Genomic DNA, 21,794 nt, shown 5'->3' on the forward strand with positions numbered 1-21,794 from the left:
CGTAGGCCCGAGCCCTTCGACAAGAAAAAGGGGCCGGACGTCGCCGCCCGGCCCCTTTCCCTTGGAGTCTCCGTCCGGCCTAGACGAAGTTCGTGAAGTCGAGGTTGGCGAGCGTGCCCCCTACGACGAAGAACGCGGCGTTGGAGGTCGTGGCCGCCGCGTCGACGGCGGTGAAGACCCAGGCCCCCGAGCCGTCCGACAGGGCCACCACCACGACCGTCACGTCGTTGCCGACGATCGAGAAGGTGCCATTCGCGGCCGTGAGGGCGGCGGCGAAATCGGCTTGGGTCGTCTCGGCGTAGTTCACCGCCGTGATCGGAGCTCCGGTGATGTCGAAGACGTCCCCGGCGTTGAAGTCAAGGTACCGGTCGGCGTCGACCAGCGTCGGATTGGAGTCCGTCGCCGTGGTGATCACGAACACATCATTGCCCGCGCCGCCCGAGATCGTGTCGGAGCCGACACCGCCGATGATGGTGTCCGCGCCGTCGCCGCCCGAGATGTTGTCCGCGCCGTCGCCGCCCGCGATGCTGTCGGCCCCCGCGCCACCCGAGATGGCGTCGTCGAGCAGACCGCCATCGATGGTGTCGTTGCCGTCGCCGCCCGAGATGGAGTCGGCGCCGTCGCCGCCGATGACAATGTCGTTGCCGCCGCCCGACGAAATCGCATCAGCGCCGAGGCCGCCGTCGATCGAGTCGTTGCCCGAGCCGGTGGTGATGCTGTCCGCGCCGTCACCCGAGACGACGGTGTTGTTGCCTTCACCGCCCTGGATGTTGTCGCCGACCGCGCCGCCGGTGATCGAGTCGTTGCCGTCACCGCCAGACAGAACGTTCAGGCCGTCACCCGCAACGATGGTGTCGTTGCCGGCATCGCCGTTGATCGTGTCAGCGCCCGTGCCGCCGGTGATGTTGTCATCGCCGTTGCCGCCCGAGACGTTGTTGGCGCCGTCGCCCGCACCGATCGCGTCGTTGCCGTCGCCGCCCGAGATCGTGTCAGCGCCCGATCCGGCGGTGATGGTGTCGTTTCCAGCGCCACCGGCCAGGTTGTTGGCACCCGAACCAGCCGAGATGGTGTCCTCGCCGTCGCCGCCGGATACCACATCGTTCCCGACACCGGAGACGATGCTGTCGTTGCCTGTACCACCGACAAGGGTGTTGTTCCCGTCACTTCCGTCGATGGTATCGTTGCCGTCACCACCGTCGATCACATCATTGCCGATCAAGGCCAGGATGTTGTCATTGCCGGTGCCACCGTTGACGGTGTTGTTGCCGTCGCCAGCGTCGATGAGGTCGTTGCCGTCATCGCCGCCGATCAGGTCGTTGCCGGACCCACCCGTGATATTGTCGTTGCCGGCTTCACCGTTGATCGTGTCATTGCCTACGCTGCCGTTGACGGTGTCGTTGCCATCGCCGCCCAGCAGGACGTCGTTGCCGAAACCGCCATCAATGTCGTCGTTGCCTGCACCCCCCGATGCAGTATCGTTTCCGTCTGACGCCACCAGCTGGTCGTCGCCCAGATCACCAAACAGCTGATCATCGCCGACATCGGCCGAAATGGTGTCGTTGCCTTGGCCGCCAAGCAGGGTGTCATTGCCTGAGCCGCCTTGAATGAAGTCGTTACCCAAGTTGCCCTGGATGAAGTCGTTGTCAGCGCCCCCTTCCAGGGCGTCGTTGCCCTGACCGCCGAAGATGAAATCATCACCAGCGTCACCGAAGATGCTGTCGTTGCCTTGGCCGCCCTGCAGCAGACCGTCATTGCCGTTTCCGCCACGAATGGTGTCATCGCCGTTGCCGCCGAACACGGTATCCGCCCCGTTCGAGGCCCCGATGTCGTCATTGCCGTTGCCACCGTCGATAACGTCGTCGCCGTCCTCGGTGGCGCCGCCACCAAAGGCCGTGCCGATGACATCATTGCCTTCGCCGCCGTTGATCGTGTCGTTGCCGTTGTTGCCGATCAGGACGTCGTCGCCATTGTCGCCGTTCAGGACGTCGTTGCCGTTACCGGCACCGACCGAGTCGTTGCCGTTGCCGCCATTGATGGTGTCGTTTCCGTTTTCAGTTCCGCCACTGGAGGTGTTGATCTGGTCGTTGCCGTCACCGCCGTTGATGACGTCGTCGCCTTCACCACCCACCAGGGTGTCGTTGCCAAGGTCGCCGAACAGCAGGTCGTTGCCATTGTCCCCGGAGAGGTTGTCACCGCCCTGACCGCCGATCAGGGTGTCGGCACCGGTACCGCCAGAAAGGATATCGTCGCCGAGGTTGCCCTGCAGGTAGTCGTTGCCGTTCTCGCCCAGCAGGCTGTCGGTGCCCTGACCCCCATAGAGGAAGTCCGCCCCTTCACCCCCGCGCAGGGTGTCGTTGGCGGCGTTGCCCTGCAGCAGGTCGGCACCGTCGCCGCCCAGCAGGCTGTCGGCACCGTTGCCGCCGAAGATCTGGTCGTCTCCATTGTTGCCGGTGATGACGTCATCGCCGTCGTTGCCGAACAAAAGGTCCGCGAAGGCGTCGCCGTCGATGGTCTCGTTGGTGCCCAGCCCATAGACTAGGATCGAACCGTCGGCGAACTGGAAGCTGTTGACCCCCGACACCGCCGCGCGGCTGAAGTTCAGCGACGTCGTGCCCGTCCCCGGGTTAGCGATGGTGATCGTCTCCGGATCCGCGCCCAGCGCCGGGTTCACCGTGATCAACGTCCCCGTCGCCGTCCCCGACGAGAAGAAGATGATGTCGGTTCCCGCCGCATCGCCAGTGTAGGCTGTGGCTTGCGCCTGGGTGGCGGTACGGAAATCGAGATTGGCCATGGGTCTCTCCGGAGACGCCCCGCCCGGCCTCGGACGGAACGATCAAGTTAACAGCGCAGCTTGCGGCATAAGGCAACGCTTGCGCCTTGTCGATACCGACGTTCGCAAAGTTCCAGATTGTTTCAATGCAACCCGGGACTTAGTAGGCCAGGGCGATACCGTCCTTGCGCATCTCCGTCGCCGCGCCATAGGTCCACGGCCCCTCCGCGTTCACCTGACGCATCACGTTCTGATAGCCGCCGAAGCCGCCGTTGGGCTCGCCCAGCGTCCAGCCCATAGCCCTCAGCTGCGCTTTCGTATCCTCCGGCACGCCGGTCTCGAGGTGCAGCACGCCCGAGCCCTCCCCCCGATGCCCGGTCGGCTCCGACGAGCCCTCGTGCTGCCAGCGCGGCGCGTCGCCGGCCTCCTGCGGGTCGAGGCCGTAATCGACCATGTTGATGATGATCTGGGCCTGGCCCTGCGGCTGCATGCCCCCGCCCATGACGCCATAGGCCATCCATGGCTGGCCGTCCTTGCAGGCGAAGCCCGGGATGATCGTATGGAAGGGCCGCTTGCCAGGCGCATAGACATTGGGGTGGCCGTCGCGCAGGTTGAACAGCTCGCCCCGGTCCTGGAACATGAAGCCTAGCGTCCTTCCGTCCACGCCGTCGGGCACGAGACCGGAGCCCATGCCGCGATAGTTGGACTGGATCCAGCTGACCATCATCCCGTCCTTGTCGGCCACGCTGAAGTAAGTGGTGTCGCCCTGCGTCGGCGCATCGACAGGCATGACGCGGTCCATCACCCGATCCGACCGGATCAAGGCCGCGCGCTCGGCCGCATAGGCCTTGGAGTTCAGATACTCGACCGGCGTCCGCGCGAAGTCCGGATCTGCGAACCACTTGGCCCGATCCTCGAACGCCAGCCGCTTGGCCTCGGCCTGGACGTGGATCGATGCGGCAGACTGAAAGCCCATGCCCGCCAGGTCAAACCGCTCGCAGACGTTCAGGATCTGGTTGGTCGACAGCCCCTGCGTGTTCGGCCCTAGGCTATAGACCTCGACGCCCCGATAGGTCGTCATGATCGGTTCGACCCATTCGCTCCGGTGCACGGCCAGATCGGCCCGCATCATCCACCCGCCGATGCGCCGGAAATAGGCCTGCATCTGATCGGCCAAGGGCCCGTCATAGAAGGCGTCCCTGCCGCCCTCGGCGATGGCGCGATAGGTCCGGCCCAAGTCCGGGTTTGCGAACACCTCGCCCACGCGCGGCGTCCGGCCCGCCGGCGCATACACGCGCTTGCGGTTATCGTTGTCCTCGATGATCCCGGCTGACCGGTCGAAGCCGGCCATATTCCGCTCCAGGTACCAGGCGATCAGCTGCGGCATGGGCACGCCCTGCTCGCACATCTCCGCCACCGGCATCAGAACCTCCCGCCACGGCAGCTTGCCGTAGCGCTGATGCGCCGCCCACCAGGCGTCGACCGTGCCGGGCACGTTGACGGTGACAGCGCCGTAGCGCGGCAGAAAGCCATCCGAACCCGCCTTGGACCGCGCCGCTTCCAGCGACAGCCCGCGCGGACTGGCCCCCGATCCGTTCAGCCCGACCACCTTGCTCTGCGCCGGGTCCCACATCAGGCAGAAGGCGTCGCCGCCGATGCCGTTGGCCGTCGGTTCCAGAAAGCCGAGCGCCGCATTGATGGCGATGGCGGCGTCGATGGCCGAGCCTCCGCGTCTCAGGGTGTCGATGCCGATCAGGGTTGCCGCCGGATGCGCCGTGGCCGCCGCGCCCTGCGGTCCCCATACCGTCGAGCGCCCGGCGAACGGGGCGCCCATGATCCGGTCTCCGGGTCCGACGCCGGCATAGGGATAGGCCCGCGCCACTGGTGGCCCCGCCTGCCCCGACCCGCCCGATGTCCGGGCTGGCGCGGCCTGGGCTCCGACAGCCGCTCCCGCGGCCAGAGCGCCCGCGGGCAAGGTGGTCAGAAAGGTGCGTCTGCGCATCGGCCGTGTCTCCCTCACGAAGAGCCGACCCTACGGCCTTCTTTGCACCTGTGAAGCGTCTGATCGACGCGGGTGGACCGAACCGAGAAAAAGGGCGGCCCCGTCGCCGGGACCGCCCTTCTCAGTTTTCATGCGGCGAAGGCGATCACTCGCTCTCGGCCAGCTCCAGTTGCAGGTCGGCCGGCAGAGGCTCGACCGCCGCTTCGCGGGTCGACGTCAGCTCTGCGTCGCGCTGGTTGGCGATCTTCTGCAGGCTCCGCAGATAGGCCCCCGTGCCCGCCGGGATCAGGCGGCCCACGATGACGTTCTCCTTCAGGCCTTCCAGCGTGTCCTTCTTGCCGTTGACCGAGGCGTCGGTGAGGACGCGGGTGGTCTCCTGGAAGGACGCCGCCGAGATGAAGCTGCGGGTCTGCAGCGAGGCCTTGGTGATCCCGAGCAGGACCGGCTGCACGGTCGCCGGACGGCCCCCGCGCTTTTCGACCTTCTCGTTCTCGGCCACGGCCTCGGCGATCTCGACCGTGTCGCCCTTGATGAGCGTGGTCTCGCCCGAGTCGGTGATCTCGACCTTCTGCAGCATCTGGCGAACGATCACCTCGATGTGCTTGTCGTTGATCGGCACGCCCTGCAGGCGATAGACCTCCTGCACCTCGTTCACTAGATACTCGGCCAGCGCCTCGACGCCCTGGATGCGCAGCAGATCGTGCGGATCGGGGTTGCCGTCGATGATGTAGTCGCCCTTCTGGATCAGATCGCCGTCGTGGACGGAGATGTGCTTGCCCTTGGGGATCAGGAACTCGACCGCTTCGCCCTGGTTGCCGTCCGCGTCCGGCTCAGGGGTGATCTTGATGCGGCGCTTGTTCTTGTAGTCGCGACCGAATTCGACGCGGCCGTCCATCTCGGCGATGACCGCGCAGTCCTTGGGACGACGGGCCTCGAACAGCTCGGCCACCCGCGGCAGACCGCCGGTGATGTCGCGCGTCTTGGCGCCTTCCGTGGGGATACGGGCCAGGATCTCGCCGGGCTTCACCTCGTCGCCGTTGGCGACCGACAGGATGGCCCCGACCGGCAGCAGATAGCGAGCGTCCGAACCCGAGGCCAGCTTGGCGTAGGCGTCACCGGTGGTGATGCCCATGGCCGGACGCAGGTCCGAACCCCGCGGGCTGGCGCGCCAGTCGATGACGACGCGCTGGGCGATGCCCGTCGCTTCGTCGGTCTCCTCGCGGAACGACAGACCCTCGGCCAGGTCCTCGAAGCGGACGATGCCGCCCACTTCGGTGATGATCGGGGTGGTGTAGGGGTCCCACTCCGCCAGGCGCTGGTTCTTCTTGACCTCTTCGCCGTCCTTGACGCGGATCCGGGCGCCGTACGGAGCCTTGTAGGACTCGCGGTCCTTGCCGTCGACGACGACGGTGATGACGACGTTGCGGCTCATCGAAACCAGGTCGCCGTGGGCGGCCGTGACCGTCGGGCCGACGATCTTGGCCGTACCTGCGTTGGTCGCTTCGTAGAAGCTGGTCTCGGCCACCTGGGCGGTGCCGCCGATGTGGAAGGTCCGCATCGTCAGCTGGGTGCCCGGCTCGCCGATCGACTGGGCGGCGATGACGCCGACCGCTTCGCCGATGTTGACGTTGGTGCCGCGCGCCAGGTCACGACCGTAGCAGTAGGAGCAGATGCCCGCTTCCGCCTCGCAGGTCAGGGCTGACCGGACCTTGACCGACTGGACGCCGGCCGCGTCGATGGCCTCGACCTCCTCTTCCTGCAGATAGGTGTCCGCCGGGAACAGGACGTTGTCCGTGCCGGGCTCCTTGATGTCCTCGGCCGCATAGCGACCCAGGACCCGCTGACCCAGCGAGACCAGCACGTCACCGCCCTCGACCACGGCGCGCAGCGTGATGCCGCGCGTCGAGCCGCAGTCGTCCTCGGTGACGATCGAGTCCTGCGCCACGTCCACCAGACGACGGGTCAGGTAACCCGAGTTGGCGGTCTTCAGGGCGGTGTCGGCCAGACCCTTGCGGGCGCCGTGGGTCGAGTTGAAGTACTCGAGCACGGTCAGGCCTTCCTTGAAGTTCGATACGATCGGCGTCTCGATGATCTCGCCCGAAGGCTTGGCCATCAGGCCGCGCATGCCGCCCAGCTGCTTCATCTGGGCCTGCGAGCCGCGGGCGCCGGAGTTGGCCATCATGAACACCGAGTTGATCTCGGCGGTCCGGCCCGACGCCAGAACGCGAGGCTGGGCGATCTCGCCCATCATCTCGTCGGCGACGCGGTCGGTGGCCTTGGCCCAGGCGTCCACGACCTTGTTGTACTTCTCGCCCTTGGTGATCAGGCCGTCGGCGTACTGCTGCTCGTACTCCTCGACCAGGGTGCGGGTGGCGTCGACGATCTCGGTCTTCTTAGCCGGGATGACGATGTCGTCCTTGCCGAAGGAGATGCCTGCCTTGGCCGCCTCGCGGAAGCCCAGGCCCATCATCTGGTCGGCGAAGATGACCGTCGCCTTCTGACCGCAGTGGCGATAGACCTGATCGATCAGGTTGCCGATCTCCTTCTTGGTCAGGTTCTTCTCGAGCAGGCGGTAGCCGATGTTCGGGTTCTTGGGCAGCAGAGCGCCCAGCTTCATCCGACCCGGCGTCGTGTCGATCACCTTGGTGACCTCGTTGCCGTCCTTGTCCTGCTCGGTCCAGCGCGCCTTGATGCGGGTGTGGAGCGTCACGACGCCGGCATCCAGCGCCGCGTCGATCTCGCCGATGTTGGCGAACAGCTTGCCCTCGCCCGGCTCACCGTCCTTGACCAGCGACAGGTAATAGAGGCCGAGCACGATGTCCTGCGACGGCACGATGATCGGCTTACCGTTCGCGGGCGACAGGATGTTGTTCGTCGACATCATCAGGACGCGCGCTTCCAGCTGGGCCTCGAGGCTCAGCGGGACGTGCACGGCCATCTGGTCGCCGTCGAAGTCGGCGTTGAAGGCGGCGCAGACCAGCGGGTGCAGCTGGATAGCCTTGCCCTCGATCAGCTTGGGCTCGAACGCCTGGATGCCCAGACGGTGCAGCGTCGGGGCCCGGTTCAGCATGACCGGGTGCTCGCGGATCACCTCTTCCAGGATGTCCCAGACCTGCGGCTGCTCGCGCTCGACCATCCGCTTGGACTGCTTGACGGTGCCCGACAGGCCCTTGGCGTCCAGGCGCGCGTAGATGAACGGCTTGAACAGCTCCAGCGCCATCTTCTTGGGCAGGCCGCACTCGTGCAGCTTCAGGTCCGGTCCCACGACGATGACCGAACGACCCGAGTAGTCGACGCGCTTGCCGAGCAGGTTCTGGCGGAAGCGGCCCTGCTTGCCCTTCAGCATGTCGGCCAGCGACTTCAGCGGACGCTTGTTGGCCCCCGTGATCACACGGCCGCGACGGCCGTTGTCGAACAGGGCGTCGACCGACTCCTGCAGCATCCGCTTCTCGTTGCGGATGATGATGTCCGGCGCCCGCAGCTCCATCAGGCGCTTCAGGCGGTTGTTCCGGTTGATGACCCGGCGATAGAGGTCGTTCAGGTCGGACGTGGCGAAGCGGCCGCCGTCCAGCGGCACCAGCGGGCGCAGTTCCGGCGGGATGACCGGCACGACCGTCAGGACCATCCACTCCGGCTTGTTGCCGGATTCCAGGAAGGCCTCGATGAGCTTCAGGCGCTTGGACGCCTTCTTGGCCTTCATTTCCGACGGACTGTCTGCCAACTCGGCGCGGTGCTTCTCGGCCTCGGCGTGCAGGTCGATGCCCATCAGCAGGTTGCGCACGGCCTCGGCGCCGATCTCGGCGGTGAAGCCGTCATCGCCGAACTCGTCCTGATAGCGATAGAACTCGTCCTCGGTCAGCAGTTGGTTCTGCTTCAGCGGGGTCAGACCCGGCTCGGTGACGATGTAGTTCTCGAAGTAGAGCACCCGCTCGACGTCCTTCAGCGCCATGTCGAGCATCAGCGAGATGCGGCTCGGCAGGGACTTCAGGAACCAGATGTGGGCGACGGGGCTGGCCAGCTCGATGTGGCCCATCCGCTCGCGGCGAACGCGCGCCAGGGTCACCTCGACCCCGCACTTCTCGCAGATGATGCCCTTGTACTTCATGCGCTTGTACTTGCCGCACAGGCACTCGTAGTCCTTGGTCGGGCCAAAGATGCGGGCGCAGAACAGGCCGTCACGCTCGGGCTTGAACGTGCGGTAGTTGATGGTCTCGGGCTTCTTGATCTCGCCGAACGACCACGAGCGGATCTTCTCCGGCGAGGCCAGGGCGATCTTGATCTGGTCGAAGGTCGGGGTGACCGGGACCGCGTTGAAGATGTTCAGGACTTCCTGGTTCATCTTGGTTCCTTCTGCGGCGGGGAGCCGCGTAAATCAGGTGATTGGTGACTGGTGACTGGTGATTGGGGCGGTGTCGGCGGCGTTCAGCCACCAATCACCAACCACCAATCACCCTGAGGCGCGCGCCGCGCGCCTCAGCTGTTCTCCAGCTCCACGTTCAGGCCCAGCGAGCGCATTTCCTTCACGAGCACGTTGAAGCTCTCCGGAATGCCCGCCTCGAAGCTGTCGTCGCCGCGGACGATGGCCTCGTAGACCTTGGTGCGGCCGGCCACGTCGTCGGACTTCACCGTCAGCATTTCCTGCAGGGTGTAGGCCGCCCCGTAGGCTTCCAGCGCCCACACCTCCATCTCGCCGAAGCGCTGACCGCCGAACTGGGCCTTGCCGCCCAGCGGCTGCTGGGTGACCAGGCTGTACGGCCCGATGGAGCGGGCGTGGATCTTGTCGTCCACCAGGTGGTGCAGCTTCAGCATGTAGATGTAGCCGACCGTGACCGGACGCTTGAACTGCTCGCCGGTCTGGCCGTCGTACAGGATCGACTGACCCGACCGCTCCAGGCCCGCCTGTTCCAGCAGGTCCTCGATGTCCGAGATGTGCGCGCCGTCGAACACCGGAGTGGCGAAGGGCACGCCCTTGGACAGGTTGCGGGCCAGTTCGACCAGCTCTTCCTCGTCGTCCGGCAACGGGGTGTCCGCGCCGTAGATGTCGGTCAGCCGCTCGATCAGCGCCTTCTTCTGTCCGCCGTTCTGCCAGGCCTCCAGCAGACCCTGGATCTGCTTGCCCAGACCCGCCGCGGCCCAGCCCAGGTGCGTCTCGAAGATCTGGCCGATGTTCATGCGCGACGGCACGCCCAGCGGGTTCAGAACCAGGTCGACCGAGGTGCCGTCTTCCAGGTGCGGCATGTCCTCGATCGGCAGGATCTTGGAGATGACGCCCTTGTTGCCGTGACGGCCGGCCATCTTGTCGCCGGGCTGAAGCTTGCGCTTCACGGCCACGAAGACCTTGACCATCTTCATCACGCCCGGCGGCAGTTCGTCGCCGCGCTGCAGCTTCTCGACCTTGTCCTCGAAGCGGCGGTCCAGAGCCTTGCGGTTGTCCTCGAACGACTTCTTCATCGCCTCGAGTTCGCCCATCGCCTTCTCGTCATCGAGGGCGATCTGCCACCACAGGCCGCGCGACAGCTCGGCCAGCTTCTCCTCGGTGATCTCGCCGCGGCCCAGGCCCTTGGGACCCGAGACGGCGTTCTTGCCGAGCAGCAGCGGCTTCAGGCGGCCATAGACGTTGCGCTCCAGGATCTTGAGCTCGTCGTCGCGGTCCTTGCCCAGGCGCTCGATCTCGTCGCGCTCGATCGACATGGCGCGCTCGTCCTTATCGACGCCGTGGCGGTTGAACACGCGCACGTCGACGATGGTGCCGGCGACGCCCGGCGGCAGGCGCAGGGAGGTGTCGCGCACGTCCGAGGCCTTCTCGCCGAAGATGGCGCGCAGCAGCTTCTCTTCCGGGGTCATCGGGCTTTCGCCCTTCGGCGTCACCTTGCCGACCAGGATGTCGCCCGGCTGGACCTCGGCGCCGATCGCCACGATGCCCGCCTCGTCGAGGTTGCGCAGAGCCTCCTCGCCGACGTTGGGGATGTCGCGGGTGATTTCTTCCGGCCCCAGCTTGGTGTCGCGGGCCATCACCTCGAACTCCTCGAGGTGGATCGAGGTGAAGACGTCGTCGCGCACGATGCGCTCCGAGATCAGGATCGAGTCCTCGAAGTTGTAGCCGTTCCACGGCATGAAGGCGACCAGGGCGTTGCGGCCCAGCGCCAGTTCGCCCAGCTCCGTCGACGGACCGTCGGCGATGACGTCGCCGGCCTTCACCTCGTCGCCCACGCGCACGATCGGGCGCTGGTTGATGCAGGTCGACTGGTTCGAGCGCTGGAACTTGGACAGGCGATAGATGTCGACGCCCGAGCGCCCGGCTTCCAGTTCGCCGGTGGCGCGCACGACGATGCGGGTGCCGTCGATCTGCTCGACCACGCCGTCGCGGCGGGCCACGACCACGGCGCCGGAGTCACGGGCGACCACGGCTTCCATGCCCGTGCCGACCAGCGGCGCGTCGGACTGCACCAGCGGCACGGCCTGACGCTGCATGTTGGCGCCCATCAGCGCGCGGTTGGCGTCGTCGTTCTCCAGGAAGGGGATCAGGGCCGCAGCCACCGACACCACCTGCTTGGGCGACACGTCCATCATGTCGACGTCGGCCTTGGTCAGCAGCTGGGATTCGCCGTTGATCCGACCGGGGACCAGGTCCTCGACGATCTCGCCGTTCTCCAGACGGATGTTGGCCTGGGCGATGGTGTACTTCGCCTCTTCCATCGCCGAGATGTAGATCACCTCGTCAGTGGCCTTGCCGTCCTTCACGCGGCGGTACGGGCTCTCGATGAAGCCGTACTTGTTGACCCGGGCGTGGGTCGCCAGCGAGTTGATCAGGCCGATGTTCGGGCCTTCCGGCGTCTCGATCGGGCAGATGCGGCCATAGTGGGTCGGGTGCACGTCGCGCACCTCGAAGCCCGCCCGTTCGCGCGTCAGACCGCCCGGCCCCAGCGCCGACAGACGACGTTTGTGCGTGATCTCCGACAGCGGGTTGGTCTGGTCCATGAACTGCGACAGCTGCGACGAACCGAAGAACTCGCGCACCGAGGCTGCCGCCGGCTTGGCGTTGATCAGGTCGTGCGGCATCACCGTGTCGATATCGACCGACGACATCCGCTCCTTGATCGCCCGCTCCATGCGCAGCAGGCCGACGCGGTACTGGTTTTCCAGAAGTTCGCCGACCGAGCGCACCCGGCGGTTGCCCAGGTTGTCGATGTCGTCGATCTCGCCGCGACCGTCCTTCAGGCCCACCAGGATCTGCAGGACCTTCAGCACGTCTTCCTTGCGGAGCACGCGGATCTCGTCGGAGACCTCGGGGGTTTCCAGACGCATGTTCATCTTGACCCGGCCCACGGCCGACAAGTCGTAGCGCTCCGAGTCGAAGAACAGGCTGTTGAACATGGCCTCGGCCGCTTCCGGGGTCGGCGGCTCGCCCGGGCGCATCACGCGGTAGACGTCGAACAGGGCGTCCTCGCGGCCCGTGTTCTTGTCCACCCGCAGGGTGTTGCGCATGTAGGCGCCGACCGTCACGTGGTCGATGTCCAGCACGTCGATGGTGGTGAAGCCCTTCTCTTCCAGAAGGTTGATCGTGGCCTGGTCCAGCTCGTCGCCGGCCTCGGCATAGATCTCGCCGGTCTCGAAGTTGACGGCGTCGGCCGCCAGATAGCGGGTCACGAGCGCATCGGCCGCCAGCGACAGCGACTTGGTCGTCTCGCCCAGCTTCTTGGCCGCGCGCGCCGAAATCTTGTGGCCGGCTTGCGCCACCACTTCACCCGTGTCGGCGTCGATCAGGTCGAACTCGGGCTTCACCCCGCGCCAGCGCTCGGGCTTGTAGGGCGTGACCCAGCCTTCGCCGCGCTTTTCATAGGGAACGGTCTCGTAGAAGGTCCGCAGGATCTCCTCACCGTCCATGCCCAGCGCATACAGGAACGTCGTGGCCGGCAGCTTGCGGCGACGGTCGATGCGGACGAACACCAGGTCCTTGGCGTCGAACTCGAAATCGAGCCAGCTGCCGCGATACGGGATCACCCGCGCGGCGAACAGCAGCTTGCCCGACGAGTGCGTCTTGCCCTTGTCGTGGTCGAAGAAGACGCCCGGCGAACGGTGCATCTGGGACACGATCACCCGCTCGGTCCCGTTGACGATGAAGGTGCCCTTGTCCGTCATCAGGGGGATGTCCCCCATGTAGACGTCCTGCTCCTTGATGTCCTTGACCGAGCGCGCGCCGGTCTCCTCGTCGGCCTCGAACACGATCAGGCGCAGCTTGACCTTCAGCGGCGCGGCATAGGTCATGTCGCGCTGGATGCACTCCTCAACGTCGTACTTCGGGTCCTCGAATTCGTAGGAGACGTATTCAAGGATGGCGCGTTCGTTGAAGTCCTTGATCGGGAACACCGACTTGAAGACCGCCTCGATGCCCTCGTCGCGGCGCTGGCCCGGACGGACCTCGCGCTGCAGGAACTGCTCGTAGGAAGCGCGCTGCACCTCGATCAGGTTCGGCATGGCGACGGCTTCGGGGATGCGCCCGAAGGACTTGCGGATGCGCTTCTTGCCGGTGAAGGTCGTGGCCGAGGCGATCTGACCGTTGATGGCGAGACCGTTCAGGACGTCAGTCATTCTGTTTTCCCATGTCGCGCAGCCGGGGAGACGCGCGTGAAATGCGGCGGCACGAGCGCGCCTTTCGGCGTCCCGTGACAGGAGTTTCGACCTCCACCCTCGACGCCCGGGGGAGCGCCAGGAGGTCTGAAATCATTGAAGCTCCTGGGAGAGGAGCCACGCCTTCGCTCGGTCGGAGGGCGACGGACCGGGCCTCGGCGCTTTCGCGCAGACTCATGGGGAGTGGTGCGGGAACCGCGCTATATACGCGCTTCGCCAGCGAAATAAAGGCCTTGTGGAGAAATCTGCGAAGGCCTGTCGATCCCCCACCCCCTCGCGCGTCTCCCCGATATCGCTAAGGTTCGGATCGTCCGAGCCGCGATCCTTAAACCGGAGACCGAGATGCACTACGCCCTGCTGATCCACGAGCCCGAAGCCGAGTCCTATCCCGACGGCGAAAGCGGCCAGGCCTGGCTCGACATCCTCGCCGCCCACACCGCCTACGGCCAGGAGATGGGCGCCGCCGGCGTCTTCGTCGGAGGCGCGGGTCTCAAGCGCACCGACGCCGCCACCACAGTCCGCGTTACCCCCCAGGGCCGCACCGTCCACGACGGCCCCTTCGCCGAGACGCGCGAACAGCTGGGCGGCCTATACATGATCGATGTGCCCGACCTCGACGCCGCCATCGAATGGGCCAAGAAGCTGCCAATCGCCAAAACTGGCTCGATCGAGATTCGCCCCATGCTTCCCCCTCCGCCGCAAGGCTGAGCCCCAAACCGGTGAGCCGTCTCCTCGACCAGACGTTCCGGGACGCCGGCGGCCGGGTGGTCTCCGCCCTCACCGCCGCCTTCCGCGATCTCGATCTGGCCGAGGAGGCCTTCGCCGAGGCGTGCTCGCGCGCGGCCGAGAAATGGGGCGACGCCCCGCCCGCCGATCCTGCCGCCTGGCTCTATGCCGTCGCCCGGCGCTGGGCGCTCGACCGCTTCCGGCGTCGCGCCACCGCCGCCGCCTACCGGCCGGACGACGCCACGCCGGAACCGACGCCCGAGGACCATGTCATGGCTCTGGACGAGCCCATTCCCGACGAACGGCTCAGGCTGATCTTCGTCTGCTGCCATCCGGCGGTGAGCCCAGACGCCCGCGCAGCGCTGACGCTGCGCACCGTCTGCGGCTTGTCGACCGCCGAGGTCGCCACGGCCTTTCTCACGCCCGAGGCAACACTCGCCCAGCGCCTTGTCCGCGCCAAGAAGAAGATCGCCGAGGCTGGTGTGCCCTACGACGTCCCTTCCCCCGACCGTTGGCCCGACCGGATGGACGCCGTCCTGTCGACCCTGGAGATCGCCTATGCCCAGGCCCATGCCGATGCCGCCGGTGCCGGTCCACACGCCGACTACGCCGCCGAGATGCTCAAGCTGACGGGCCTGCTCGCCCGTCTGGCCCCCGACGACGCCGAGGTCCTGGCCCTCGCTGCCACGGTGCGTTTCGCCGAGGCCCGCCGTCCCGCGCGTTTGGACGTCTCCGGCGCGATGATCCCGCTGACGGAGCAGGACCCGGCCGAGTGGAACGCCCGCCTGCTCGCCGATGCGGAGCATTGCCTCGGCGCGTCCGCCCGTCTGTCTCGAGAACGACGACTTCCGCCCGGCCCACGTGCGCTCGAGGCCGCGATCCACGGTGCCCATGCGGATCGCCGGCGAACAGGCCGCATCGACTGGCCGTCTGTCCTCGGCCTCTATGATCGGCTGCTTTGGCACCGTGACGACCCTGTGATCCGGGTAAACCGCGCCGTTGCTCTGGCCGAGGTCGAAGGCGCCGCCGCCGCTCTTGCCGATCTGGCGGAGGTGGAAACGACCGACTGGCTCCCGCTGCATGCTGCCCGCGCGGACTTGTTTGCCCGACTCGGGAAGACCGCGGAGGCTCGCACCGAATACGACCGCGCCCTGTCTCTCTCCCCGGCTCCGGCCGAACGTCTGTTCCTGTCCCGCCGCCGGGAGGCCCTGGTGGCCTGACGGGTCTGCGGGAAAACTCCAAAGCTCGTTCTGCATGCCCTGTGGCAGCGGCCTGGGCTCCGAAACGAGCTCGGTGGTGATGAAAAACAGCGCAGTGCTCAAGCTGGGCGCCGGCCACTCTGCTTCTCCCGTCTTCCCAGCTTGTTCACGGCGGTACACCGATAACGAATGTCCGCGGTTTGCCTCGCTGCTGTAACCGCTTACGTTTGACGCAGGACCAATATGGATGGAATCCGGTATGGCCGACGTCGCCCTTCGCGGCATCAACAAGAGCTTCGGCGCGACCCGCGTCCTGAACGGCGTTGATCTCAACGTCGCCGCTGGCGAGTTCGTCGTCTTCGTGGGCCCATCCGGATGCGGAAAGTCCACCCTGCTGCGCGTCATCGCAGGTCTGGAGGAGCCCGACGCCGGCGAGGTTGCGATCGCCGGGCGCACTGTCAACGCCCTGTCGCCGTCCGACCGGGGCATCGCCATGGTGTTCCAGTCCTATGCGCTCTATCCGCACATGACGGTCCGTCAGAACATGGCCTTCGGCCTGACACTGGCGAAAACCGACAAGGCCGAGATCGAGCGCCGCGTCTCCGCCGCCGCCGACATCCTGAACATCGCCGACTATCTGGATCGCAAGCCCAAGGCCCTTTCAGGAGGCCAACGTCAGAGGGTCGCCATCGGCCGCGCCATCGTGCGCGAACCTCAGGTTTTCCTGTTTGACGAGCCCCTGTCGAACCTCGACGCCGCCCTGCGCGTGCGGATGCGCTATGAGTTCGCGGCCCTGCATCAGCGGCTGAAGACGACCATGATCTACGTCACCCATGATCAGGTCGAAGCCATGACGCTGGCGGACCGGATCGTGGTGCTGAACGGCGGCATCGTCGAACAGGTCGGGGCACCGCTGGAGCTTTACGACCACCCCCGCACCCGTTTCGTCGCCGAGTTCATCGGCAGCCCGAAGATGAACCTCATCTCTGCCGAGATCATCGAGGCCACTGCCACCGTGGCCACTGTCCGCGTCGCCGACGGGGCGATAGTGCGGGTCGGCGTCAACGCCGCCGCAACCACGCCTGGCCAGAAGGTTCAGCTCGGCGTCCGCCCCGAGCACCTGACGCTCGACGGCCCCGGCGAAGCCCTGACCGCCACCGCGACCTTCGTCGAGAGCCTGGGTGTCGCGACCTACGCCTATGCCGCCCTTCCCGGCTCCGGCGAGACCCTCACTGTGCAGTTGCCGGGGGATGTCCGCGTCTGCAGCGGCCAAACCCTGTCGCTGCGTGTCCCACCCAACCGCGCCCATCTGTTCGACGCGAACGGCGCAGCGCTTCGGCGGCTCGTCTGAGTCCTTGCCCCGGCCGCCGAACAGTCTCTAACTCGCTCGCTAGAGCGGTGCGGTAACCGCGCGCTACAGCCCGACGACACCCGATCATGGCGTCCACCCGCCCCGACACTCTGGAAGCGGCACTGGCCAAGGTCTTCGAGGACCGCAACACCCGCGCCAGCTGGTTTGCCCTGACCGGGGGAGAGCTCCTTTTCCAGGCCGGCGAAGAGGCCGACAGCCTGTATCTCGTCCGGTCCGGCCGCCTTGGCGTCTTTCGGCAGGACGACGGCCTGGCCCCCCAGTTCCTGGGGGTCATCAAGCCGGGCGAACCGGTTGGCGAGATGGCTCTGATCGCAGGCACGCCGCACTCGGCCAGCGTCGTCGCCCTGCGCGACTCCGAGATCCTGGCCCTGCCCAAGGACGACTTTTTCACCGCCGTTCGTACGCGGCCGGAAGTCATGATCGAGCTGTCTCGCCTGATGCTGGAGCGCGCGCGGGAGCGGGCACCGGGCGTGACCGAGCCGACCGTCTTCGGCTTCATCTCGGTACGCGCCCGTCCGATCCGCGCCTTCGTCGAGCGGGTCGCCGCCGAGATCGAGGCGATGGGGTTCACCTGCGAAGTGATCGACCAGTCGGCCCTGTCCTCGGCATCGGACTGGTTCTCGCGCATGGAGGACACGCACGACTTCGTGCTCTATGTCGCCGAACTGGACGAGCCGGCCTGGGCCAACCTCTGCGCGCGCCAGGTGGACCGGCTGTTCGTCGTGGGCGACGCCCTGACCGCGCCGCCAAAGACCATCCCCGCCCGTACAGCGCATGGGCTGCAGCAGTTCACCGACCTGATCCTGTTGCGGGACCCGCGCATGCGACGGCCGGCCAACACCCGCGTCTGGCTGGACGCCGTCGAGCCCGGCCGCTGGTTCCACGCAGTCGAGGGCGACGCCAACGACGCGGCCCGCATCGCACGGATTGTGACAGGCACGGCCGTCGGCCTCGTTCTGTCCGGCGGAGGCGCGCGGGCCTATGCCCACATTGGGGCGATCAAGGCGCTGCACGAGGCGGGCGTCTGCTTCGACTTCCTCGGCGGCGCTTCGATGGGCGCGGTCATCGCGGCGGGGCCCGCCCTGGGATGGACCGACGAGGAGTTGGACACCCGAATCCGCCGTGCCTTCGTCAAGTCCGACCCCCTCTCGGACTTGGCGTTTCCCATGATCGCCATGACCCGGGCGAGGAAGGTCGCGGGGCTACTGGAAGAAGCCTACGGCGACGTCGACATCGCCGACATGCCTCTGCCCTTTTTCGCGGTGTCGTCGAACCTGACGACGGGGCGGATCGAGGTGCATCGGCGGGGGCTCCTGCGTCGGGCTATGCGGGCGTCGATCTCGATCCCCGGCGTCATGCCGCCGGTCGTCATGGACGGGCAGGTGCTGGTGGACGGCGCAGTGATCAAGAACTTTCCGACCGACGTCATGCGCCAGTTGAACGCCGGTCCGACTATCGGCGTCGACATGTCCCAGGCCCGGGGAGTGGATCCCCACGCCCTGGAGAATCCACCGTCATGGTGGCGCTGGATCGCCTCGGGCGCCTGGAAGAAGGGGCCGCCGATCGTCTCGATCCTGATGCGATCCGCCACGATCACGACCGACGCCGAGATGGAGGAGACGCGCGCTGAAGCCGACCTGCTGATCCTGCCGATGCCGGAGGGGTCCGACATTCGCGACTGGAAAATCTATGAGCCGGTGGTCGAGGCGGGTCGCAAGGCGGCGGTCGAGGCGCTGCAGGCGATGGATACGCCTCTGGAGCGGTGTCGACGACGGCCGGCTGCGGATATGCAGCCGTTGGCCGAGGACGGAACGGCCGAGGTGGCCTGATCGGGTGGAGGAAGTGGTACAGCCTCTCGGGATCGAACCGAGGACCTCCGGCTCCACAAACCGGCGCTCTAACCAGCTGAGCTAAGGCTGCACATGAACACCCAAGGGCGTGTGGGAGGCGCGTGTCTAGCCCCTGCTCGATAAGGGATCAAGCGGCGAGCCAGGCCGCTGAAAAGAAAACGTCCCGGAGGAAGACCTCCGGGACGTCTCTTGTTTTGACTGGTCCGCAGATCAATCCGGCAGGTTGAACCGGACCGTGAAGCGAACCGTACCGCCGGTAGCCACGCCGTCGACCGAGCGGGGCGACAGTCGGGCCGAGCGTGCCGCCGACAGAGCGGCGCGACCGAAGCCAGCACCTGCCGGGTTCTCGGAGACCACGGTGCAACCGCTGACCGAGCCGTTCGGGTTGACCGTGCAGCTCAGGTCGGCGCTGCCCGAGATTTCGCGCTCGAGTGCGCGCTCGGGATACTCCGGAACCGGCTGACGGGCCCAGCTCGGGTTGGTGATCACCGGCGGCCGGACCGGAGCCGGCGGAGCCGGCGGCGGCGGCGGGCCGGGGACGATCACGGGCGGACCCGTGTACTCGACCCGGTCCTCCTTCTTCGTCGGCTCGATCGGAAGCGTGATCGGCGGCGGAGGAGCGGCGGTGTTGATCACCGGAGGACGCACCTGTAACTTGGGCGGCGGGGGCGTGTCCGGCGGCGGCGGCGGCGGCGGAGGCGGCGGGGGCGGCGGGATCGGTTCGACGATCTCCACGTCCACGGCCTCATCTGTGTAGTTGAACTCCTTCAGTTCGAACCGCGCCTGCTGGAGATAGAACAGCAGGATGCCGAACAGAACGGTGACGACGGCCAAGGCGATGAGCCAGACGCCGGCTGAAACCCCCATGAAGCCCTTTCTGCGAGGGGCGTCATAGCGACTGCGGTGATACTCGATGGGTGTGTCTGTCATCGGGACCTACTGCGTCGTGGTGTCTTCGCCGACCAGGGCGACGGAGTAGAAGCCGTTGTCCTGCAGGGCGTTCATGACCTGCATGAAGTCGCCGTAGCGGGTCTGCTGGTCGGCGCGGATGTAGATCCGCTCCTCTTCCGGGTTGCGCGTCCGGATCTGGACACGCAGGTCGTCGCCCAGGGCTTCGGGGCTGGACCGGAAGTCGCCCAGGAAGACGTCGCCGTCGTTCTGGATCGAGATGAACACCGGCTTCGGCGGATTTTCCTGCGGGGGAGCCACGGCTCGCGGCAGTTTCACCTCCACCGACACGGTGGCGAGCGGAGCCGCCACCATGAAGATGATGAGGAGGACGAGCATGATGTCCACGAACGGCGTGACGTTGATCTCGCTGTTCTGTTCGACATGCCTGCCGCCACCGCCGCCTGAGAGTTTGGCGGCCATGCGGGTTACGCCCCCTTGTCGAGCTGGCGCGAGATGCCGTTCAGCAGCTCAGCCTGGAAGCCGTCGGCGCGGGTGCCGTAGGCGGCGATGCGGGTGTTGAAGTAGTTGTAGAAGATAACGGCCGGGATGGCCGCGAACAGGCCGATACCCGTGGCGAGCAGGGCCTCGGCGATACCCGGGGCCACGACGGCCAGGTTGGTCGTGTTCGATTCGGCGATGCCGATGAAGGAGTTCATGATCCCGTACACGGTGCCGAACAGACCGATGAACGGACCGCCCGAGCCGGTCGAGGCGAGGAACTGCTGACCGCCCGACAGGCGACCGGCGATGCCCGACTGGACGGCGGCGACGGCGGTCTGGGCGCGCATGATGGTGGTTTCCCGGTGCTCGCCGGTGACCGACAGACCGGACTGGCGGGCCAGTTCGACTTCTTCGGTGGCCGCGGCGGCCATGTCGGCCAGCGGGTTGCCGTCGTATTCGTCAGCCGTCGCGACCTTGCGCATGTCGGCGATGGTGCGGGCCTGACGGAAGTTCTCGAGGAAACGATCCGTCTTGCCATTCACTCCGGCGAACTCGATCAGCTTGATGATCAGCAGGGTCCAGGAGAAGACCGAGGCCAGAAGCAGGCCGACCATGACCACCTGAACGATCAGGGTGGCTTCCATGAACATGGAGATCGGGGTCAGGCCACCGCCGTGACCGCCGCCCGCCGCTTCGGCGACGGTGGTGGGATCTTCACCGGCGGGAGCGGCAGCGTCCGCAGCCGGGGCAGCGGCATCAGCGGCCGGAGCGGCGGCGGCGGCCGGAGCTTCGGCGGCCGGGGCAGCCGGGGCCTGGGCCAGAGCCGGCGAGCTCGCCATCAGCACGGCGGCGCCGGCCAGAGCGAGGAGGATGTTGGTCTTTTGCATGTGTCGCCAGTTCCTGCTTTTTGGTCTGACTCGTGGAACCCAAGGACCGAGGCGCGTCAGTGCGCAACGGCCCAGAATGAAAACGGTTGTGTCCCGCCAACCGGCCGGGAGTGGCCGAACGACGGAACGCCTTCTGTCGCATCCGGTTGCCCCGGTCGGGGGCCCCTTCGGCGGGTTGGTCGAACACCGTGGAATCGAAATTCGGCAGGCGTTCGGCCGCTCACGCAAAGAAAGCGGTCAAGCTCCTTTGGCGAACCGATACCAGAGCGTCAAGGGCGCAAAGGTGCTTTTCGCCCCTCGGGCGAGCGTGTCCGCAGACGCCCGCAATGTCGCACCTCTGCTACATTTCAGCGTTAGATTATCTGACCCCGAAACCGGTGCCGGACGTTGCAGGCTGACCTTGGGGAAGGGAGTGGTGCCTGGAGGCGGATTCGAACCACCGACACGCGGATTTTCAATCCGCTGCTCTACCAACTGAGCTATCCAGGCGCAGCGTTCCGGAGCGATCCGGCGGCGCGGGAGCGGGGTCTATAGGCGAGCCGATCCGGGGTGTCCAGCGGTCGGTGCTGCCATTGTCCAAGATCGGATGAAGAGCAGTCGCGCGCGATCGCTCTTCCGCTGTGAACGGGTGGGAAGGGCGGGCGGAGCTTGGGCGCGAGGCCCGGTTACCGTGTGATGTTTGGTTTCGGCTTCGCGTCTTTGCTCCGCGCGGCTGGTCTGCTCGGAAGCGGACGGCCCCGCGTCGCTCGAAGCCGACTGACCGGGGACCAACGGCCCTGTTAGAGCCTTGCCGCTACTGACGCCTCCGGCGGGAAGGTCGGCGTGCTTGCGAAAGCCGATCCCCTGAACGTCATGGGTCTTCTGCCCATGACCTTATCGCCGCGAGCCCCGAAGGGCTCGCGAACCACCCCCTTGATCTGGACGCGGAATGACCGCTCTTCACGGCCTCCGGTCGTTGGACCTCGGGA

General features: G+C 66.6%; 11 protein-coding genes and 2 tRNA genes. 4 read left to right on the plus strand and 9 right to left on the minus strand.

Annotated elements, in window-relative coordinates:
• Nucleotides 1–79: 79 nt before the first annotated feature.
• The 4 genes from Q333_RS0109505 to rpoB form a co-directional block, all read right to left on the minus strand.
• A complete protein-coding gene (locus Q333_RS0109505) occupies nucleotides 80–2,791 on the minus strand; it encodes a beta strand repeat-containing protein (protein WP_051651224.1) in 2,712 nt (903 codons plus the stop codon).
• 139 nt (nucleotides 2,792–2,930) lie between these two features.
• A complete protein-coding gene (locus Q333_RS0109510; RefSeq protein ID WP_029416527.1) occupies nucleotides 2,931–4,772 on the minus strand; it encodes a gamma-glutamyltransferase family protein in 1,842 nt (613 codons plus the stop codon).
• A 145-nt stretch (nucleotides 4,773–4,917) separates the two neighbouring features.
• Nucleotides 4,918–9,111: a DNA-directed RNA polymerase subunit beta' gene (gene rpoC / locus Q333_RS0109515; RefSeq protein WP_029416529.1), complete on the minus strand. Its 4,194-nt coding sequence runs from the start codon at nucleotides 9,109–9,111 to the stop codon at nucleotides 4,918–4,920.
• Between the two features lie 134 nt (nucleotides 9,112–9,245).
• Nucleotides 9,246–13,361 carry a DNA-directed RNA polymerase subunit beta gene (gene rpoB / locus Q333_RS0109520; RefSeq protein ID WP_035294047.1) on the minus strand — a complete coding sequence of 1,372 codons (4,116 nt, stop codon included), beginning with the start codon at nucleotides 13,359–13,361 and terminating at the stop codon, nucleotides 9,246–9,248.
• Nucleotides 13,362–13,742: 381 nt separating this feature from the next.
• Between rpoB and Q333_RS0109525 the strand changes: the two genes are divergently transcribed.
• The 4 genes from Q333_RS0109525 to Q333_RS0109540 all read left to right on the plus strand — a co-directional run bounded on the left by Q333_RS0109525 (nucleotide 13,743) and on the right by Q333_RS0109540 (nucleotide 18,526).
• Complete coding sequence (locus Q333_RS0109525) at nucleotides 13,743–14,108, plus strand: YciI family protein (RefSeq protein ID WP_029416532.1); 366 nt, start codon at nucleotides 13,743–13,745, stop codon at nucleotides 14,106–14,108.
• An 11-nt stretch (nucleotides 14,109–14,119) separates the two neighbouring features.
• Nucleotides 14,120–15,346, plus strand: a complete 1,227-nt coding sequence (locus Q333_RS0109530; protein WP_029416533.1) for an RNA polymerase sigma factor — start codon at nucleotides 14,120–14,122, stop codon at nucleotides 15,344–15,346.
• Nucleotides 15,347–15,584: 238 nt separating this feature from the next.
• On the plus strand, nucleotides 15,585–16,676 hold the full coding sequence (locus tag Q333_RS0109535; RefSeq protein WP_029416535.1) for an ABC transporter ATP-binding protein: 1,092 nt from the start codon (nucleotides 15,585–15,587) through the stop codon (nucleotides 16,674–16,676).
• A gap of 86 nt (nucleotides 16,677–16,762) precedes the next feature.
• Nucleotides 16,763–18,526 carry a patatin-like phospholipase family protein gene (locus tag Q333_RS0109540; RefSeq protein ID WP_035294049.1) on the plus strand — a complete coding sequence of 588 codons (1,764 nt, stop codon included), beginning with the start codon at nucleotides 16,763–16,765 and terminating at the stop codon, nucleotides 18,524–18,526.
• Between the two features lie 14 nt (nucleotides 18,527–18,540).
• On the opposite strand, the gene Q333_RS0109545 is transcribed toward Q333_RS0109540, so the two are convergent.
• The 5 genes from Q333_RS0109545 to Q333_RS0109565 form a co-directional block, all read right to left on the minus strand.
• Nucleotides 18,541–18,617, minus strand: a tRNA-His gene (locus Q333_RS0109545).
• Between the two features lie 140 nt (nucleotides 18,618–18,757).
• The gene (locus Q333_RS0109550) at nucleotides 18,758–19,477 is read right to left on the minus strand and encodes a TonB family protein (protein WP_029416538.1); all 720 of its coding nucleotides are present in this window, start codon (nucleotides 19,475–19,477) and stop codon (nucleotides 18,758–18,760) included.
• A gap of 6 nt (nucleotides 19,478–19,483) precedes the next feature.
• Nucleotides 19,484–19,918: an ExbD/TolR family protein gene (locus Q333_RS0109555; protein WP_029416539.1), complete on the minus strand. Its 435-nt coding sequence runs from the start codon at nucleotides 19,916–19,918 to the stop codon at nucleotides 19,484–19,486.
• 5 nt (nucleotides 19,919–19,923) lie between these two features.
• Nucleotides 19,924–20,826, minus strand: a complete 903-nt coding sequence (locus tag Q333_RS0109560) for a MotA/TolQ/ExbB proton channel family protein (protein WP_029416540.1) — start codon at nucleotides 20,824–20,826, stop codon at nucleotides 19,924–19,926.
• A gap of 413 nt (nucleotides 20,827–21,239) precedes the next feature.
• Nucleotides 21,240–21,315: transfer RNA gene (locus Q333_RS0109565), tRNA-Phe, on the minus strand.
• Nucleotides 21,316–21,794: the final 479 nt, after the last annotated feature.

The sequence above is a fragment of the Brevundimonas bacteroides DSM 4726 genome, assembly GCF_000701445.1.
Classification (GTDB): Bacteria; Pseudomonadota; Alphaproteobacteria; order Caulobacterales; family Caulobacteraceae; genus Brevundimonas; species Brevundimonas bacteroides.

Excerpts from the sequence above, each read along its gene's own strand:
- Q333_RS0109505 (WP_051651224.1), bottom strand. The coding sequence starts at position 2,791 with ATGGCCAATCTCGATTTCCGTACCGCCACCCAGGCGCAAGCCACAGCC.
- Q333_RS0109510 (WP_029416527.1), bottom strand. The coding sequence starts at position 4,772 with ATGCGCAGACGCACCTTTCTGACCACCTTGCCCGCGGGCGCTCTGGCC.
- rpoC (WP_029416529.1), bottom strand. The coding sequence starts at position 9,111 with ATGAACCAGGAAGTCCTGAACATCTTCAACGCGGTCCCGGTCACCCCG.
- rpoB (WP_035294047.1), bottom strand. The coding sequence starts at position 13,361 with ATGACTGACGTCCTGAACGGTCTCGCCATCAACGGTCAGATCGCCTCG.
- Q333_RS0109525 (WP_029416532.1), top strand. The coding sequence starts at position 13,743 with ATGCACTACGCCCTGCTGATCCACGAGCCCGAAGCCGAGTCCTATCCC.
- Q333_RS0109535 (WP_029416535.1), top strand. The coding sequence starts at position 15,585 with ATGGCCGACGTCGCCCTTCGCGGCATCAACAAGAGCTTCGGCGCGACC.
- Q333_RS0109540 (WP_035294049.1), top strand. The coding sequence starts at position 16,763 with ATGGCGTCCACCCGCCCCGACACTCTGGAAGCGGCACTGGCCAAGGTC.
- Q333_RS0109550 (WP_029416538.1), bottom strand. The coding sequence starts at position 19,477 with ATGACAGACACACCCATCGAGTATCACCGCAGTCGCTATGACGCCCCT.
- Q333_RS0109555 (WP_029416539.1), bottom strand. The coding sequence starts at position 19,918 with ATGGCCGCCAAACTCTCAGGCGGCGGTGGCGGCAGGCATGTCGAACAG.
- Q333_RS0109560 (WP_029416540.1), bottom strand. The coding sequence starts at position 20,826 with ATGCAAAAGACCAACATCCTCCTCGCTCTGGCCGGCGCCGCCGTGCTG.